Genomic DNA, 15,573 nt, shown 5'->3' with positions numbered 1-15,573 from the left:
CCGAGCGCGGGAACCGTACTCCCGCGCTCCGCCTGCGCATCACTGCTTTACATCTTCAACTGCCCTCGTTTGCAAGGCCTTTGCTGAAGGTGCCGGTGCGCTGCATGCGCTGCCAGCGCAGCCGGTTGCCGAGCAGGGCCGTGACCACGGACTGGACGACGACCAGGTACATCAACTGCCGGTAGACGATGATCTGGAGCGGCAGCGTCCACACCGGCTCGAAGCGCTCCTTGTCGAGGCGCAGCGCGTACAGCGCGCTGACGACCTGGACGGCGGTGAACGCCAGCCAGACCAGGGCCGCCTGGCCGGTGCCCTGGAACAGCAGCCCGTACACGGCGAACACGTCGACGAGCGGGGCGAACAGCGGCAGCAGCGTCTGGAAGAGCAGCAGGTAGCTCAGTCCGCGGCGGCCGAACTTGCCGGCCTGGCCGCGCTCGACGAGGGCGCGGCGGTGCTTCCACATGGCCTGCAGGGTGCCGTAGCACCAGCGGTAGCGCTGCTTCCACAGCTGGCGGACGCTCGCCGGGACCTCGGTCCAGGCGATGGCCGTCTCCTCGTAGACGACGCGCCAGCCGGCCCGGCACAGGGCCATGGTGAGGTCGGTGTCCTCGGCGAGGGTGTCCTCGCTGACCCCGCCGACGCCGTCGAGGGCGGTGCGGCGGAACGCGCCGATGGCGCCCGGCACGGTCGGCATGCACTCCAGCACGTCGAACATGCGGCGGTCGAGGTTGAACCCGATGACGTACTCGAGGTGCTGCCAGCGGCCCAGGACGCCCTGGCGGTTGCCGACCTTGGTGTTGCCGCTGACGGCGCCGACGCGCGGGTCGGTGAACGGCTGGATGAGGTTCCCGATGGCGTCGGGCTCGAAGACGGTGTCGCCGTCGATCATCACGACGAGGTCGAACTGGGCCCAGGACAGGCCCGTGTTGAGGGCGGCGGCCTTGCCCGCGTTCTCCTGCCGCACGACCATCACACGCGCGTCCTGGGCGCGCATCCACTCGGCGATCTCGTACGTACGGTCGCTGGAACCGTCGTCGACGACGATGACCTGGACGTAGGAGTGGGTGGAGGCGAGCAGCGAGCGGATCGTCGCCTCGATGCCGGCCTCCTCGTTGTACGCGGGCACGATCACGGACACGGGTTCGGTCAGGCGGGGCGGGCGGCGGCCTCGGCGGCGCCGGGCGCGGACGCGGCGCACGTGGACGCGGGCGACGGTGAACAGCAGCACGAGCCGGGCCACGGTGATGACGCCGGCGGCGACCATCAGCCAGACCATGGCGTCGACGAAGAGGCGGGACGCGGTCTGGGCCCAGACCAGGGCGGTGCCGCGGACCTGTTCGGTGACGGAGACGGAGTGGGTGACGCCGTCGAGGCCGAGGCCGTCGCCGACGGTGGTGAAGCGGACGCCGCCGAGCGGGGCGGCGAACATCCGCTCGGTGTCGCGCACGGCCTGCGCGGAGCCGGTGAACTGGCGGACGGCGCCCAGGCGCGGGGAACGGGCCGGGGCGTCGGCGGCGACCACGACGTAGCCGTCGGCCATCGCGCGGCGGGCGGCGGCGGCCTGGTCCGCGCACAGGGACGCCGTGGTGGCGGTGTGCGGCAGGCGCAGGAGGCGGGTGCCGACTCCGGCCGAGCCGGCCAGGGTGTTCTGGCCGAGGGAGAGTTCGAGGCGGGCGCGGACGGCGGAGACCTCGGCGAGGTTGACGTCGCTGTAGGTGTGGGTGCCGATCTCGTGGCCCGCGTCGCGGATCCGGCGCACGAGGTCGGGGTGGGCGGCGGCCTCGGTGCCGGTGAGGAAGAAGGTGGCGCGGGCGTGGTGGCGGGCCAGCACGTCGAGCAGGGCCGGGGTCCAGGCCGGGTCGGGGCCGCCGTCGTAGGTGAGCGCCACGGCTCTGGCGGGCATCCGGGCGCTGCGCGGATCGCCGGTGCCGGGGTCCTGGCTGAGGACGGGCCCCTGCGCGCGCAGGGCGCGGGGCGCGGGCGCGCAGTCGCCGGCCGGCCCGGAGGTCGCGGCGATCTCGTGCCGCCCGTATCCGCTGAAGGTCAGCGCCGTCGTGGCGACGGCGAGCCCGAGCAGCAGCAGAAGCCAGTGCGCACGCGGATCCCGCCGCAGGGCGTGGCGGGTACGGGGGCGTACGGGCGGGGGCGGGGTGCGGCGAGCGCTCGTACGGGGTGCCGTGCTGCGGCGGGCGCTCGTAGGGGGTGCCGTGCTGCGGCGGGCGGTGGTGCGGGTGTCGCGGGGGGATCTCCGGGTCACTTCGGTCCCTTGCTGGGCCCCGGCGAGCGGTTGCCTCGCCCGGGGGTGTCGGTGGGGTTCCCCCGAGCGGGCGTGGTGGGGTGCGCCTCGCCCGTACGGCAGGACGCGCAGCTGGTCGGGCTCGCGCCGTTCTTGTCGGGTGTGCGGAAGGGTCTTCGGATCACGTCGGCCCCGCGGCGGGCACCGTGGTCCGGGTCACGTCGGCTCCGCGGCGGGCTCCGTGGGTCGGGTCACTTCGGGCCCTTGGTGGAGCCGTTGCCGCGGCCGGGGTTGTTGGTGGAGTTGCCGCGGGCCGGTTCGGTCGTGGGTGGGGACGTGGTGGTGGGGGTGTCGGCGGGGGCGCCGGACGTGGAGGCGGCCGGGCTCGCCTCCTTCTTCTTGGGCGTGTCGTCCGGGTCGCCGGACGGGGTGGCGCTCGGGGACTCGGTGGCTCCGGTGCCGGCCGGGGCCTCGCTCGTGGCGGGGCCCGGGGTGGCGGGGGCCGAGTGCTCGGCGCGCTGCTTGCCGCCGTCGTCGTCGCCGTCGGTCCAGGACAGCGGGCCGCTCGACGGGCTCGACCCGAAGAGGCCGAAGACGACGAGGCCGAGGAACACGACGCAGAGAGCGCCGAGCGCGATCCCGCCGCGCCGCATCAGGCGCCCGCGGCGCCCGGAGGTGTCGACGAACACGGCGCCGTCGTCGGGCACCGCCGGGAGCGGCTCCGTCGCGTCGTGGAGGGCGGCCGGGGCGACGGTGGCCGATTCACGCCAGCCGTGGACGGTGGCCGGGTCGGCGTAACCGTCGTAGGCGCCCGCCGCCTGCTGTGGGTCGTAGACGACACCGGACAGGTGCGGTTCGGCGTCTTCTTGGGGGTGCTGCCAGGACATGAGCGCGGATTTTAAGGGGTTCCGGTGGCCCGGAACAGTCGTCGGCGATATCGACGCAGACCCGGATCTTCCCCGCCAAGCACGCGGAACGCCGAGGTCAGCGCACTCCGTGTGGCCGGAACTGGACGCTGATCCTGGGCCCGGCCGCCCGGGTCGACTTGGGGATCGCGTGTTCCCAGGTGCGCTGGCAGGAGCCGCCCATGACGATGAGGTCGCCGTGCCCGAGGGCCCGGCGCACGGCCGGTCCGCCGCCGCCCACGGGTCGCAGCACCAGGTCACGGGGCGCGCCGACGGAGAGGATCGCCACCATCGTGTTCTCGCGGGCGCCGCGGCCGATCCGGTCGCCGTGCCAGGCGACGCTGTCCCGCCCGTCGCGGTAGTAGCAGAGGCCGGCCGTGGTGAACGGCTCGCCCAGTTCGCGCGCGTAGTGGGCGGACAGGGCCTCGCGGGCCCGGTCGAGCACGGGGTGCGGCAGCTCCTCGCCCGCCCCGTAGAACGTGAGGAGCCGGGGTACGTCGACGACCCGCTCGTACATCTGGCGGCGCTCGGCCCGCCACGGGACCTGCGCGGCGAGGAGTTCGAACAGGGCGTCGGCGCCGTGCAGCCAGCCGGGCAGCACGTCGATCCAGGCGCCGGCCCCGAGCTCGGTGCGGCGCAGTCCGTCGAGGCCGCCGAGCGCGGTCTCCTCGATCCGGTCGGCCTGGTCGAAGAGGGATCCCTGGAGCATGGCTCCAGGGTAACGCCCTTCTTCGAACATGTGCTCGAACGCGCACAGGAGGCCAGAACGCGCGTCCTCGCGAGTGGCCGATCTCACCCGGCCCGGGGGGCCCACGCATCCAAGCCGCACCCCCACCCGCACCCGGCATTCCTCAGGCATCCGGCACTGCGTGCCATGACATCCGAAACCGGGCCGCCTCGGGGTCCTCCGGGCGGCGGCGGAGTGAGCGCGCCCGCGCGAGCGGCCGCCGTACAGTCTGTCCATGCAGCTCATCCAGTCGACCAAGCTCGCCAACGTCTGCTACGAGATCCGGGGCCCGGTTCTCGAGGAAGCGATGCGGCTGGAGGCGGCAGGGCACCGCATCCTCAAGCTGAACACCGGCAACCCGGCCGCGTTCGGCTTCGACTGCCCGCCCGAGATCCTCGAGGACATCCTCCGCAACGTCGGCGACGCGCACGGCTACGGCGACGCCAAGGGCCTGCTCGCCGCCCGCCGCGCGGTGATGATGCACTACCAGACCCTCGGCGTGGAGACCGACGTCGAGCACGTCTACATCGGCAACGGCGTCTCCGAGCTGATCGTGATGGCCATGCAGGGCCTGCTGGACGACGGCGACGAGGTGCTGGTCCCCGCGCCGGACTACCCGCTGTGGACGGCCGCCGTCTCGCTGTCCGGCGGCACCGCCGTGCACTACCGCTGCGACGAGCAGTCCGACTGGATGCCCGATCTCGCCGACGTGGAGCGGAAGGTCACCGACCGCACCAAGGCGATCGTCATCATCAACCCGAACAACCCGACCGGCGCCGTCTACAGCGACGAGATGCTGCGCGGCCTCACCGACATCGCCCGCCGCCACAACCTGCTGGTCTGCTCCGACGAGATCTACGACAAGATCCTCTACGACGGCGCCACGCACACCCCGACCTCCGCGATCGCCCCGGACCTGCTGACCCTCACCTTCAACGGCATGTCGAAGGCGTACCGGGTGGCCGGCTACCGGGTGGGCTGGATGGCGATCTCGGGTCCGCGCGCGCACGCCCAGTCGTACATCGAGGGCCTCACGATCCTGGCCAACATGCGCCTGTGCGCGAACATGCCGGGCCAGCACGGTGTCGTCGCCGCGCTCACCGGGCGGCAGACGATCGACGACCTGGTACTGCCGGGCGGCCGGCTGAAGGAGCAGCGGGACGTGGCGCACGGGCTGCTGACGCAGATCCCGGGCGTGACGTGCGTGAAGCCGAAGGGGGCGCTCTACCTGTTCCCGCGCCTCGACCCCAAGGTCTTCAAGGTCAAGGACGACCGGCAGATGGTGCTCGACCTGCTGCGCGCCGAGAAGATCATGGTCGTCCAGGGCACGGGCTTCAACTGGCCGGAGCCCGACCACTTCCGCGTCGTCACGCTGCCCGACACCCGGCAGCTGACCGAGGCCGTGACCCGGATCGGGAACTTCCTGGACGGCTACAGCCAGTAGCCCGGCGGACGCCGCTCCGGACGCGACTCGTTTTTGGACAGGTTCTAATTTAGACGAAGTCCAAGGTACGATGGAGGCCAATCCGCGCCCGCTCCTGTCTGGAGGCCTCCGATGTACGAGCCGATCCGCACCAAGTCGGTCCACACTCCGGTGGCCGCCCCCGGCGGCGACTTCCCGCACCGTTCTCGCGAGGAGGAGCTGGACATCCAGCTCGCGGGGCATCTCGCGGCCCTCCTCGCCGTGACCGACGAGCTGCGCGCGGTCGCCGGGACGCCGGAGCTCGACTCGGCCGCAGAGGAGCTCGCCGCCCAGGTCGCGCGCCTGCGCGGCGGTCACGCCCCGGTCCGCTCGACGGTGGCCGACGCCCTGCACGCGCCCCATCTGATCGCCCTGCACCAGCGCGCCCACGCCCTCGCGGGCCGCGCCCTGGTCGTCGCCGCGTCCCGCGCGGACACGGCGGCGGCGATCCTCGCGGCCCGCCGGATGGAGTTCCACGCGGACGCCGTGGAGCCCGTCGCCGCCTAGGGCGACACACGCCCTAGGGCGTGGCGTAGGGCCGGATCGTCGATGCCCCCGGCCCTACGTCTCCGTCTACGCCTCCGGGTCAGCGGCGCACGAGCACCGTCGCCGACGCCGTCGCGTCCCGGTGGTAGGCGTCACCGGCCCAGGTCAGCGTGTACGTCGCCGACTTGATGGTCCGCGGGGTGTCACGGAGGGTGAACGTACCGTCGGCGCCGACCGTCACCGGGGCCAGCTCGGTCGTGCCCAGCCGGTCCGTGCGGCGCACGGTGAGCGTGAGGTCGGCGGGCAGCGCGGGACCCGTGGCCGTCAGGGTGCCCGGGATCACCACACCGCCGCTCGTCGTCGCCTCGCTCGGCGCGTCGAGCGTGAGCATCGTCGGCGCCTTGCCCACCTGCACCGTCTTCACGACGTCCGTCGCGGGCCGGTGCGTGAGATCGCCCAGGTAGGACACCCGGTACGTCGCCTCGCCGACCTTGTCGGGCACGTCGAAGACGGTGAACGTGCCGTCCGCGGCGAACTTCACCGGGGTCAGCTCCGTCTTCCCGTCCGCGTCCTCGCGCACGGCCGTCACCTTCGCGGGATCCGCGGGCGCGGACCCGTCGAACTCGAGGCGGCCGCGCAGCGCCACCGGCTCCCCCACCACCGCGCTGCTCGGCGACTGCGTCAGATCGCCGCTGAAGCGGGCGTCGTACTGGGCAGCCGGCGGCGTGATGACGTGCAGCCAGAACTGGTTGCCGTAGGAGGTCACGGCGAACAGCCGGGAGCCGTCCGCGGAGAACTCCAGGCCGCGCGGGACGATCTCACTGCCGTCGAGGCTGCCCTCGAAGGCGAACTCCAGCGGCGCCGTCGTGTCCGCCGGGTTCGCCGGCTGGATCAGCAGGTCGGGCGTGGAGCCGTAGGCGGCGGCGCCCCGGGCCACGTACTTGCCGTCGCCGCTGAAGGCGACCGCGGAGGCCTTCGCGCCGTCGGGCAGCGGCTGGTACTGCGCGGCCGCGTCGCTGAAGTCGTCCGCGTTCAGCAGGCGGGTGCCGGACGCGGCGTCGGCGACGGCGAGCTTCTTGCCGTCGGCGCTGGGCGCCAGGTCCTTGAAGTCGAGCGCGCCCTTGCCGTCCTCCCCCGCGAAGCGGCGCTCGGGGCCGCGCACCGGGTCGTCGTTGTCGGCGGCGAACGCGGTGATGAACGGGTTCGGCGCGCTGGAGTTGGCCGGCTGCGCCGCGTAGAAGCGGTCCGGGGCGGCCGGGCCGCCGCCGAAGAGCTGGATGCGGCCGTAGTCGCCCCAGCCGGTGTTCTGCGCCGGATCGCTCAGCCGGCCCAGGGTCGCGTACTGGGTGTCGCAGTAGCCGAACGAGTACGCGGTCGTGTGCCAGACCCGGCCGCCCGCGACGGCCAGCGACCGCCCGCAGGTGTCGTAGCTCGCGGTCGTCAGGCTCCGCTGCTCCAGGGTCTCGGCGTCGAAGGCCAGGATGCCGCTGGGCTGCGCCACGTACAGGGTGGTGCCGTCGGCGCTGACGTCGAGGCCGGAGGCAACGGCGGGCGTGCTGATCGAGGTGATCTTCCGGCCGTCGAAGTCGTAGACGTGCACGGCCGGGGGCGTCGGGTTCGACGCGGTGCCCTCCGTGACGTAGACCCGCTGGTGGGCGGAGTCGACCGCCAGCGCCGAGAAGTTGGTGACCGGCAGCTTCACGGCGGTGTCGGCGGGCGTCGCGGCGACGGCCTGCGACGCCGTGGCGCCGACGAGTCCCGTCGCACCGAGCACGCCGGCCACGAGCAGCGCGGCGGTACGTCTGAGGTGCTGAACCTTGCTCAACTGTGCCCCCCACAGGCTGAGTTGGCGCCCATCTCCCCGATGGGCGACTGTGTGGGGACATTGAAGCATGTGAGGGACATGTGAAGGGGCGAGTTGATCACGGCCCACCGACGGACCGGCACAGCGGCACAGCGGCACAGCGGCACAGCGGCACACATGCGAACGAGCCCCCCGTACGCCGTTGTACGGGGGGCTCGTTCAGGTCCGGCTAGCCGAGGCGCTGCACCAGGTTGCGGTACTCGTCCCACAGCTCCTTGGGCGTGTGATCGCCGAAGGTGTTGAGGTGCTCGGGTACCAGAGCGGCCTCCTCGCGCCAGACCTCCTTGTCGACGGAGAGCAGGAAGTCCAGGTCGGAGTCGGCCAGTTCGAGGCCTTCCGTGTCCAGGGACTCCTTGGTCGGGAGGATGCCGATCGGGGTCTCGACACCTTCCGCCCGGCCGTCGAGGCGGTTGACGATCCACTTCAGGACGCGGGAGTTCTCACCGAACCCGGGCCACACGAAGCGCCCGTTCGCGTCCTTGCGGAACCAGTTGACGTAGTAGATCTTCGGGAGCTTGGCGGCGTCCTTGTCGGCGCCGACCTTCACCCAGTGGGCCATGTAGTCGCCCATGTTGTAGCCGCAGAACGGCAGCATCGCGAACGGGTCGCGGCGCAGCTCGCCGACCTTGCCCTCGGCGGCGGCGGTCTTCTCGGAGGCCACGTTGGCGCCCAGGAAGACGCCGTGGTTCCAGTCGAAGGACTCGGTGACCAGCGGCACGGCGGAGGCGCGGCGGCCACCGAAGAGGATCGCCGAGATCGGCACACCCTTCGGGTCCTCCCACTCCGGCGCGATGATCGGGCACTGGCCGGCCGGGACGGTGAAGCGGGCGTTGGGGTGCGCGGCCGGGGTCTCGGACGCGGGCGTCCAGTCGTTGCCCTTCCAGTCCGTGAGGTGCGCGGGCGCCTCCTCGGTCATGCCCTCCCACCACACGTCGCCGTCGTCGGTCAGGGCGACGTTCGTGAAGACGGAGTTGCCCCACATCGTCTTCATCGCGTTGGCGTTGGTGTGCTCGCCGGTGCCGGGCGCGACGCCGAAGAAGCCGGCCTCGGGGTTGATCGCGTAGAGGCGGCCGTCCTCGCCGAAGCGCATCCAGGCGATGTCGTCACCGATCGTCTCGACGGTCCAGCCGGAGATCGTGGGCTCCAGCATCGCGAGGTTCGTCTTGCCGCACGCGGACGGGAAGGCCGCGGCGACGTACTTCGACTCGCCCTGCGGCGGCGTCAGCTTGAGGATCAGCATGTGCTCGGCGAGCCAGCCCTCGTCACGTGCCATGACGGAGGCGATGCGCAGCGCGTAGCACTTCTTGCCCAGCAGGGCGTTGCCGCCGTAGCCGGAGCCGTAGGACCAGATCTCGCGGTCCTCGGGGAAGTGCGAGATGTACTTGGTGGAGTTGCAGGGCCACGGGACGTCCTGCTCGCCCTCGGCCAGCGGGGCGCCCAGCGTGTGGACGGCCTTGACGAAGAAGCCGTCCTCGCCGAGCTCCTCCAGGACCGGCTGTCCCATGCGGGTCATGGTGCGCATGGAGACGGCGACGTACGCCGAGTCGGTGATCTCGACGCCGATCGCGGACAGCGGCGAGCCGAGCGGGCCCATGCAGAACGGGACGACGTACATCGTCCGGCCCTTCATCGAGCCGCGGAAGACACCCTTCTCACCGGCGAAGATCTCCCGCATCTCGGCGGGGGCCTTCCAGTGGTTCGTCGGGCCGGCGTCCTCCTCCTTCTCGGAGCAGATGAAGGTGCGGTCCTCGACGCGGGCGACGTCGGACGGGTCGGAGGCCGCGTAGTAGGAGTTGGGGCGCTTGATCGGGTCGAGCTTCTTGAACGTCCCCTTGGCGACCAGCTCCTCGGCCAGCCGCTCGTACTCGGCCTCCGAGCCGTCGCACCAGACCACGCGGTCCGGCTGCGTGAGCTCGGCGATCTCGTTGACCCACGAGATCAGGCCCTGGTGGGTGGTCGGGAGGGTGTCCGGGGAGTTGGGAGCCGCGATGTCGCGCGCCACGATCGCTCCTAAAAGAGGGGTATGGAGGTTGATGCCCCGTGGGGGCTGCGACCCGGACGCTGCGCCTCCCGTTCCACTGGACCTCAGTGGGCGCTCATCCGGTGCCGACGGCACTCATTTGATCATCCGACCGTTTCGCCCATATGTCCAGGGGGCCTCACACCTGAGCGACGTGAGGATTCCCACTCGATACGCAGATTTCACCTTCTGATTGCCGTCCGCCTGCGCTCACGGCCGCACGGGTGAGGGGTGGGGCCTGCCCCAGGGCGAAGAAGGGGGCGGGCTCCATATCCGGCGCCTACGGTCCCGTAGGTACGATGCCCGCCATGAGCGCCGCCGCAGAGCACAGTGAAATCCCCGCAGCAGAGCCTTCGTTGCTGAAGCCGATGATGCGCGGCTGGCTGCACGCGGGCATGTTCCCCGCGGTCCTGATCGCCGGCATCGTCCTGACCGCGCTCGCGGACTCCACGCGCGGTCGCATCGCCTGTGGGATCTACGTCCTCACGGCCTGTCTGCTCTTCGGGGTCAGCGCCCTGTACCACCGGGGGAACTGGGGGCCGAAGGCCGGCGGCCTGCTCCGCCGCCTCGACCACGCGAACATCTTCCTGATCATCGCGGGCACCTACACCCCGCTGACGATGCTCCTGCTGCCCGAGGCGAAGGGGCAGTGGCTGCTGTGGGGCATCTGGGCCGCGGCGGCGGCCGGCATCGTCTTCCGCGTCTTCTGGGTCGGCGCCCCGCGCTGGCTCTACACGCCCTGTTACATCGCGATGGGCTGGGCCGCGGTCTTCTTCCTCCCCGACTTCATGCGGGAGGGCGGCGTCGCGGTGCTCGTCCTGGTGATCGTCGGCGGGCTGCTCTACAGCGCGGGCGGGGTCATCTACGGCATCAAGCGGCCGAACCCGTCGCCGCGCTGGTTCGGCTTCCACGAGGTCTTCCACTCGCTGACACTGGCGGCGTTCGTCGTGCACTACGTCGGGATCTCGCTGGTGGCGTACCAGCACGCCTGACCCGTACGAGCTTCTCCCCCGGGGCCGCGGCACTCGCCGCGGCCCTTTTGCGTGCCCCGGCGCGGGGTTTTATTGACAGGCACTTTATTGACAGGCACTCCCAAGTGAGAGCTACTCTCATTTCATGGCTACTGTCACTGAGCAGGTGGAGGCGCGCCCGGATCCCCGGCGCTGGTGGGCCCTCGGGGCCCTGGTCGCGAGCATGCTCGTGCTCGGCTTCGACATGACGATCCTCAACGTGGCGCTGCCGAGCATCGCCGCACAGCTGGGCGCCGACACGGGCGAGCAGCAGTGGATGGCGGACGCCTACATCGTGGTGTTCGCCGCGCTGATGCTCCCGGCGGGACTGCTCGGCGACCGGTTCGGGCGGCGCCGGATGCTCATCGGCGGGCTCGGCGTCTTCCTCGCCGCGTCCGTCGTCGGCGCGCTCTCCTCCGAGGTGACGTGGGTGATCGCGGCCCGCGCGCTCATGGGCGTCGGCGCGGCCCTCGTGATGCCGCTCGCCCTCTCCGTCCTGCCCGGCCTGTTCCCGCGCTCCGAGCAGACCAAGGCCATCGGCATGATCTCCGCGGCGTCCGCGCTCGGCCTGCCGCTCGGCCCGATCGTCGGCGGCTGGCTCCTGGACCACTACTGGTGGGGCGCGGTCTTCGTGATCAACGTGCCGATGGTCGCGATCGGCATCATCGCCTGCCTGTTCCTGCTGCCGGAGACCCGCGACCCGGCCGCGCCCCGCGTGGACGTCCTCTCCACGGCCCTCACCGCGGTCGGCCTCGGCGCCCTCGTCTACGCGATCATCGAGGGCCCCGGCCGGGGCTGGAGCAGCGGCACCGTCCTCGGCTCCTTCGCGGTGGCCGCCGTCCTGCTCACCGCGCTCGTGCGACGGGAGCGGCGCAGCCCGCGCCCCATGCTCGACCTGTCCCTGCTCGGCGACCGGGGCTTCCTGACCAACACGCTGATCGCCACGCTCGGCATGTTCGTCATGTCCGGCCTGATGTTCGTGCTGCCGCAGTACCTCCAGGCCGTGCTCGGCACGGACGCGCTCGGCACCGGGGTGCGGATCGTCCCGATGATGGGCGGGATGCTGCTCGCGGCCCGGCTCGCCCAGCCCCTCGTCGACCGGTTCGGCGCGCGGTCCGTGATCTGCGTGGCGCTGATCGTGCTCGCGTTCGCCGGGTTCCTCGGGGCGCGGACGACCGTCGACTCCGGGTACGGGTTCACGGCGTTGTGGCTGAGCATCGCCGGCGTCGGCTTCGCGTTCGCCATGATCCCCGCGATGGGCGGGGCCCTCACCACCCTGCCCAAGGACCAGGCGGGCCGCGGCTCCGGCCTGCTCAGCACGGTCCGGCAGACCGGCAGCGCCCTCGGCGTCGCGCTGCTCGGGGCGCTGGTCGCCGGGGCGTACTCCGCGCACCTGGACACGGGCGGGCTGCGCGGCGCGGCGGCGGACGCGGCCGGGGACTCGGTGATCGGCGCGCACGTCGTCGCGGGGCGGCTCGGCGACCGGGCGCTCGCCGCGTCCGCCGACGCCGCGTATCTGCACGGCATGGACCTGGCGCTCGTCGTCATCGGCATCACGGCGCTGGCCGCGGCCCTGCTCGCGGCGGTCCTCCTGCCCGGCCACCCGGCGCCCGGCGGGCCCGGCAAGCAGGTGGCCCCGCTCGGCGCCGATGCCCGAGAATGAGGGTCATGGCCGCCTCAGCACAGACCTCGGAGCCGCGCATCGGGCTCCGGGAGCGCAAGAAGATCAAGACCCGCACGGCGATCCGCGAGGCGACGTACCGCCTGATCCGGGAGCAGGGCTACGACGCGACGACCGTCGAGCAGATCGCCGAGGCGGCGGAGGTCTCCCCCTCCACGGTGTTCCGCTACTTCCCGACCAAGGAAGACATCGTCCTCACCGACGAGTTCGATCCGATCCTGGAGCGGGAGCTGCGGGCGCGGCCCGCCGACGAGTCGATCGTCGACTCCCTGCGGCACGTGATCGACCACAGCCTGGAGCTCGCCCAGCAGAGCGAGGACCCGGAGACCTCGCGGCTGCGGATGCGGTTGCAGGTCGAGGTGCCGGCGGTCCGGTCGCGGATGATGGAGTCCATGTCGGTGACCGGGCAGATCGTGTGCCGGGTTCTCGCGGAGCGGACGGGTCGGGATCCGGGGGATCTCGAAGTCCGGGTGTACGCGATGGCGGTCGTCGGAGCCCTGATGGAGGCCACGATGTACTGGGCCGAACGACCCGACTCCGTCGAGTTGCGGGAGGTTGTGCTGAGGGCGCTGGACACGGTGCAGCGGGGCCTTTGAGGTTGTTCGCCGGGTGCGGGCCGGTGGGGCTTCTCGCGCAGTTCCCCGCGCCCCTGAAATGCAGACCCTTCGGGTCGCATTTCCCCGATCAAGGCGCGGGGCGCCTTTGTCGGGGGAAGGCGCGGCGAAGCCGCTGCCTTCCAGGGGCGCGGGGAACTGCGCGAGACGGAGCCACCGGGCCGCACCCGGCGACGAGACCGCTATCGGGCAGATGAGTCCCGGGGCCCGCACGCAACCCCGTCGCCATTCCGGTCCAGCCGCAGAGGATCATCGACCCCGTTGACCACAAGGCGCCCGAACCGTTGCCGGTCAAGCCAAGCGCAGCGCGCCCGCGTGGACGGCTTCACCTGCGGCGGGAACGCCGTAGGAACACACACGTTCGCCGAGCCGTAGTGCCGGTCGCACCCGGCGACGAACGGGCTGACCGGCGCCGACTTGCGTGCCGCCCGCTTCCCCTCGGGCTCGGCGGCGAGCCCGTCCGCGAACGAGTGGACGTGCGCCGAGACCTCCCCGGCACCCGAGACCGCGGCCCCGGTCAGATGGACCCACTCGGCGACGGACGGCACCCCGTTCGCGTCCACCGCGAAGAGCATGTACCAGCCGGGCGGCGCCAGGTTCGGGTTCGACGTGACGTTCAGGTCGACGTTCGCCCCGTCCACCGACAGCGGCAGATCCACGTACCGCTGATTGGGGTCGGAGGAGTGCGTGACCGCCGCCGGGCGGATCAGCTCGGCCTTGGCGATCGGCCGGTCGACCGTGATCCGCTGCGTGTCCCCGTACTTCCACTCCTTGTCGATGACCGAGGTGATCTTCGGCCGGGCGCCCTTGAGGAGATAGGGCGGCGTGTAGATCGACACGTTGTGGTTCCAGGAGCCGTTGCCCGGGTTGTCGCCGGTGGTCATGACGCGGCCGTCGGGGAGCAGGAACGCGGAGGAGTGGTAGCCGCGGGCCTCGGGGTCCGGCGCGACCGGGTCGAAGGTGGTGGTCCCCGGGTCGAAGATCGAGGACTCGTGGACCGGGTTGGCGCGGTTGTGCAGGGCGCCGCCCGTCTCCAGGACCTTGCCGTCGGGCAGCAGCACCGCGGAGACGTACATCTTGCCCTGGGCGCCGGTCTCGGGCTGCGGTCCGTTGCCCAGGTCGACGGTGCCCTGCGGGAGTTGGGGCCCGGCCACGTACGCCGGGTTCGGCTGCTTCAGGTCGATGACGTCGACGAGGCGGCCCGCGTCCGGGTTGGAGTCGATGTTGCCGCCACCCATCGTGATGACCTTCTGGTCCTGGGCCGGAGGCAGCAGCACGCTGGCCGACTGGTCGCGCTGGTCCTTGTTCTGGAGGCCGGGGACGTCGGTGACGGTGTTCTTGTCGTAGTCGTAGACCGAGGCGCCGGTGCCGGGCGTGCCGTTGCCGAAGACGTGGCTGCCGGAGTAGAAGAGGCGGCCGTCCTGCATGAGGATCATCGACGGGTACAGGCCCCAGTACGACCAGGTCTGGTGGACCTGCGACAGCGGCAGCCACTCCCCCTTCGCGGCGTCGAAGCGCTCGGCGGTGACCGACCCGGTGGAGTCCTCGCGCAGGCCGCCGAAGGACATCACGTCGCCGTTGCCCATGACGGTCGCGGACGGGTACCAGTGGCCGTCGTTCATGTCGTTCGTCCTGGTGTACGCCTCGGTGGCCGGGTCGAAGAGGTACGAGTCCTTGAAGCCCTCGTAGCCGTGCGAGCCGTCCTTGGCCGGGTACGCCTTGTTGCCGCTCATCACGAGGACCCGGCCGTCGGCGAGCTGCACGTGGCCCGCGCAGAACATGTCCTTCGGCGTCGGGATCGTCTTGTACGTGCCCTTCTGCGGGTCGTACACCGCCGAGGTGAAGGTGCCGGCCGCGAACATCTCCTCGCTGTTGCCGGAGCCCGCGATCAGCAGGATCTTGCCGTTCTTGAGGACGACGGAGTGCATGGAGCGGACCGGGTTCTGGGTGGGCAGGACGTCCCAGCGGCCGTCCGCGCACTCCTGCCGCGTGCCGGTGCACTCGGGGTCCGGGACCGGGTCCGCGACCTGTTCCATCGTGTAGTCGTCGGTGGTCGCCGAGCCGGTGCCGTAGACGGAGACGCCCCAGCTGATGCGGTCGGTGCCGGGCGGCACCTCGGGCGTGCGGACCGCCGCCTGGGCCCAACCGGCGTTCAGGTCCAGGGTCTTGAGGTCGGTCCAGTACTGCCAGCCGGCGGTCGTGTCGTGGCGGAACAGCGTGAGCGAGGCGTCCGGTGTCGTCGTCTTGTACCAGAGGCCGAGGTCGTACTGCTTGCCGACGGTGACGGGCGGCGCGCAGTCGGCGGACTCGGTGATGAGCGCCTTGCGGTCGCCGTCGACGCGGCGGGTCAGCTCGACCTTCATCGCCTTGGTGCCGGTGCGGGCGTCGGCGGTGGTGGTGGTGAACGTGTAGTCGTTGTCGCCCCAGCCGGACTTCTCCCAGCAGGCCGGCATGTCGCCGGTCCCGGCGGTCTCGAAGCCGGGGTTCTTGACGAGGTTGGCGGCGGAGGCGGGCTGCGGCACGGCCATCAGGAGGGAGGCCGCGAGCGCGGTCACCCCCGCGAGGGCC

The 15,573-nt window shown here is 71.7% G+C and carries 11 protein-coding genes; 5 read left to right on the top strand and 6 right to left on the bottom strand.

Annotated features, from left to right (window positions below):
* Positions 1 to 55: 55 nt before the first annotated feature.
* The 3 genes from ACZ4E1_RS23135 to ACZ4E1_RS23125 all read right to left on the bottom strand — a co-directional run bounded on the left by ACZ4E1_RS23135 (position 56) and on the right by ACZ4E1_RS23125 (position 3,850).
* Entirely contained in the window at positions 56 to 2,257 is a 2,202-nt protein-coding gene (locus ACZ4E1_RS23135; RefSeq protein WP_467542071.1) for a bifunctional polysaccharide deacetylase/glycosyltransferase family 2 protein, read from the bottom strand.
* 230 nt (positions 2,258 to 2,487) lie between these two features.
* Positions 2,488 to 3,123 carry a hypothetical protein gene (locus ACZ4E1_RS23130; RefSeq protein ID WP_467542069.1) on the bottom strand — a complete coding sequence of 212 codons (636 nt, stop codon included), beginning with the start codon at positions 3,121 to 3,123 and terminating at the stop codon, positions 2,488 to 2,490.
* A 97-nt stretch (positions 3,124 to 3,220) separates the two neighbouring features.
* On the bottom strand, positions 3,221 to 3,850 hold the full coding sequence (locus ACZ4E1_RS23125) for an alpha-ketoglutarate-dependent dioxygenase AlkB (RefSeq protein WP_467542067.1): 630 nt from the start codon (positions 3,848 to 3,850) through the stop codon (positions 3,221 to 3,223).
* A gap of 253 nt (positions 3,851 to 4,103) precedes the next feature.
* Between ACZ4E1_RS23125 and ACZ4E1_RS23120 the strand changes: the two genes are divergently transcribed.
* Positions 4,104 to 5,312 carry a pyridoxal phosphate-dependent aminotransferase gene (locus ACZ4E1_RS23120; protein ID WP_467542065.1) on the top strand — a complete coding sequence of 403 codons (1,209 nt, stop codon included), beginning with the start codon at positions 4,104 to 4,106 and terminating at the stop codon, positions 5,310 to 5,312.
* Positions 5,313 to 5,423: 111 nt separating this feature from the next.
* A complete protein-coding gene (locus tag ACZ4E1_RS23115; protein WP_467542063.1) occupies positions 5,424 to 5,837 on the top strand; it encodes an SCO4983 family protein in 414 nt (137 codons plus the stop codon).
* A 79-nt stretch (positions 5,838 to 5,916) separates the two neighbouring features.
* Here ACZ4E1_RS23115 and ACZ4E1_RS23110 read toward each other — a convergent pair whose 3' ends face one another.
* Together ACZ4E1_RS23110 and ACZ4E1_RS23105 are read right to left on the bottom strand one after the other, a co-directional pair.
* Positions 5,917 to 7,641 (bottom strand): lactonase family protein, encoded by a 1,725-nt coding sequence (locus ACZ4E1_RS23110; protein WP_467542061.1) that lies wholly within the window; start codon positions 7,639 to 7,641, stop codon positions 5,917 to 5,919.
* A 208-nt stretch (positions 7,642 to 7,849) separates the two neighbouring features.
* Positions 7,850 to 9,682, bottom strand: coding sequence for a phosphoenolpyruvate carboxykinase (GTP) (locus tag ACZ4E1_RS23105; RefSeq protein ID WP_467542059.1), 1,833 nt, complete (start codon positions 9,680 to 9,682; stop codon positions 7,850 to 7,852).
* A 326-nt stretch (positions 9,683 to 10,008) separates the two neighbouring features.
* Between ACZ4E1_RS23105 and trhA the strand changes: the two genes are divergently transcribed.
* The 3 genes from trhA to ACZ4E1_RS23090 all read left to right on the top strand — a co-directional run bounded on the left by trhA (position 10,009) and on the right by ACZ4E1_RS23090 (position 12,987).
* Positions 10,009 to 10,692 (top strand): PAQR family membrane homeostasis protein TrhA, encoded by a 684-nt coding sequence (gene trhA / locus ACZ4E1_RS23100; RefSeq protein ID WP_467542057.1) that lies wholly within the window; start codon positions 10,009 to 10,011, stop codon positions 10,690 to 10,692.
* Between the two features lie 124 nt (positions 10,693 to 10,816).
* On the top strand, positions 10,817 to 12,373 hold the full coding sequence (locus tag ACZ4E1_RS23095) for a DHA2 family efflux MFS transporter permease subunit (RefSeq protein ID WP_467542055.1): 1,557 nt from the start codon (positions 10,817 to 10,819) through the stop codon (positions 12,371 to 12,373).
* 5 nt (positions 12,374 to 12,378) lie between these two features.
* Positions 12,379 to 12,987 carry a TetR/AcrR family transcriptional regulator gene (locus tag ACZ4E1_RS23090; RefSeq protein ID WP_467542053.1) on the top strand — a complete coding sequence of 203 codons (609 nt, stop codon included), beginning with the start codon at positions 12,379 to 12,381 and terminating at the stop codon, positions 12,985 to 12,987.
* Positions 12,988 to 13,187: 200 nt separating this feature from the next.
* Here the strand turns inward: ACZ4E1_RS23090 and ACZ4E1_RS23085 are convergent, their stop codons facing one another.
* On the bottom strand, positions 13,188 to 15,533 hold the full coding sequence (locus ACZ4E1_RS23085) for a galactose oxidase-like domain-containing protein (protein ID WP_467542513.1): 2,346 nt from the start codon (positions 15,531 to 15,533) through the stop codon (positions 13,188 to 13,190).
* Positions 15,534 to 15,573: the final 40 nt, after the last annotated feature.

The organism is Streptomyces sp. NPDC025806 (genome assembly GCF_055558275.1).
The sequence above is the reverse complement of the archived record's forward strand: the minus strand, read 5'-3'. Positions and strand labels throughout refer to the sequence as shown.

What these genes read in the sequence shown, in the direction of transcription:
- ACZ4E1_RS23085 (WP_467542513.1), bottom strand. Translation starts at nt 15,533, where the DNA reads ATGGCCGTGCCGCAGCCCGCCTCCGCCGCCAACCTCGTCAAGAACCCC.
- ACZ4E1_RS23130 (WP_467542069.1), bottom strand. Translation starts at nt 3,123, where the DNA reads ATGTCCTGGCAGCACCCCCAAGAAGACGCCGAACCGCACCTGTCCGGT.
- ACZ4E1_RS23125 (WP_467542067.1), bottom strand. Translation starts at nt 3,850, where the DNA reads ATGCTCCAGGGATCCCTCTTCGACCAGGCCGACCGGATCGAGGAGACC.
- ACZ4E1_RS23120 (WP_467542065.1), top strand. Translation starts at nt 4,104, where the DNA reads ATGCAGCTCATCCAGTCGACCAAGCTCGCCAACGTCTGCTACGAGATC.
- ACZ4E1_RS23090 (WP_467542053.1), top strand. Translation starts at nt 12,379, where the DNA reads ATGGCCGCCTCAGCACAGACCTCGGAGCCGCGCATCGGGCTCCGGGAG.
- trhA (WP_467542057.1), top strand. Translation starts at nt 10,009, where the DNA reads ATGAGCGCCGCCGCAGAGCACAGTGAAATCCCCGCAGCAGAGCCTTCG.
- ACZ4E1_RS23095 (WP_467542055.1), top strand. Translation starts at nt 10,817, where the DNA reads ATGGCTACTGTCACTGAGCAGGTGGAGGCGCGCCCGGATCCCCGGCGC.
- ACZ4E1_RS23115 (WP_467542063.1), top strand. Translation starts at nt 5,424, where the DNA reads ATGTACGAGCCGATCCGCACCAAGTCGGTCCACACTCCGGTGGCCGCC.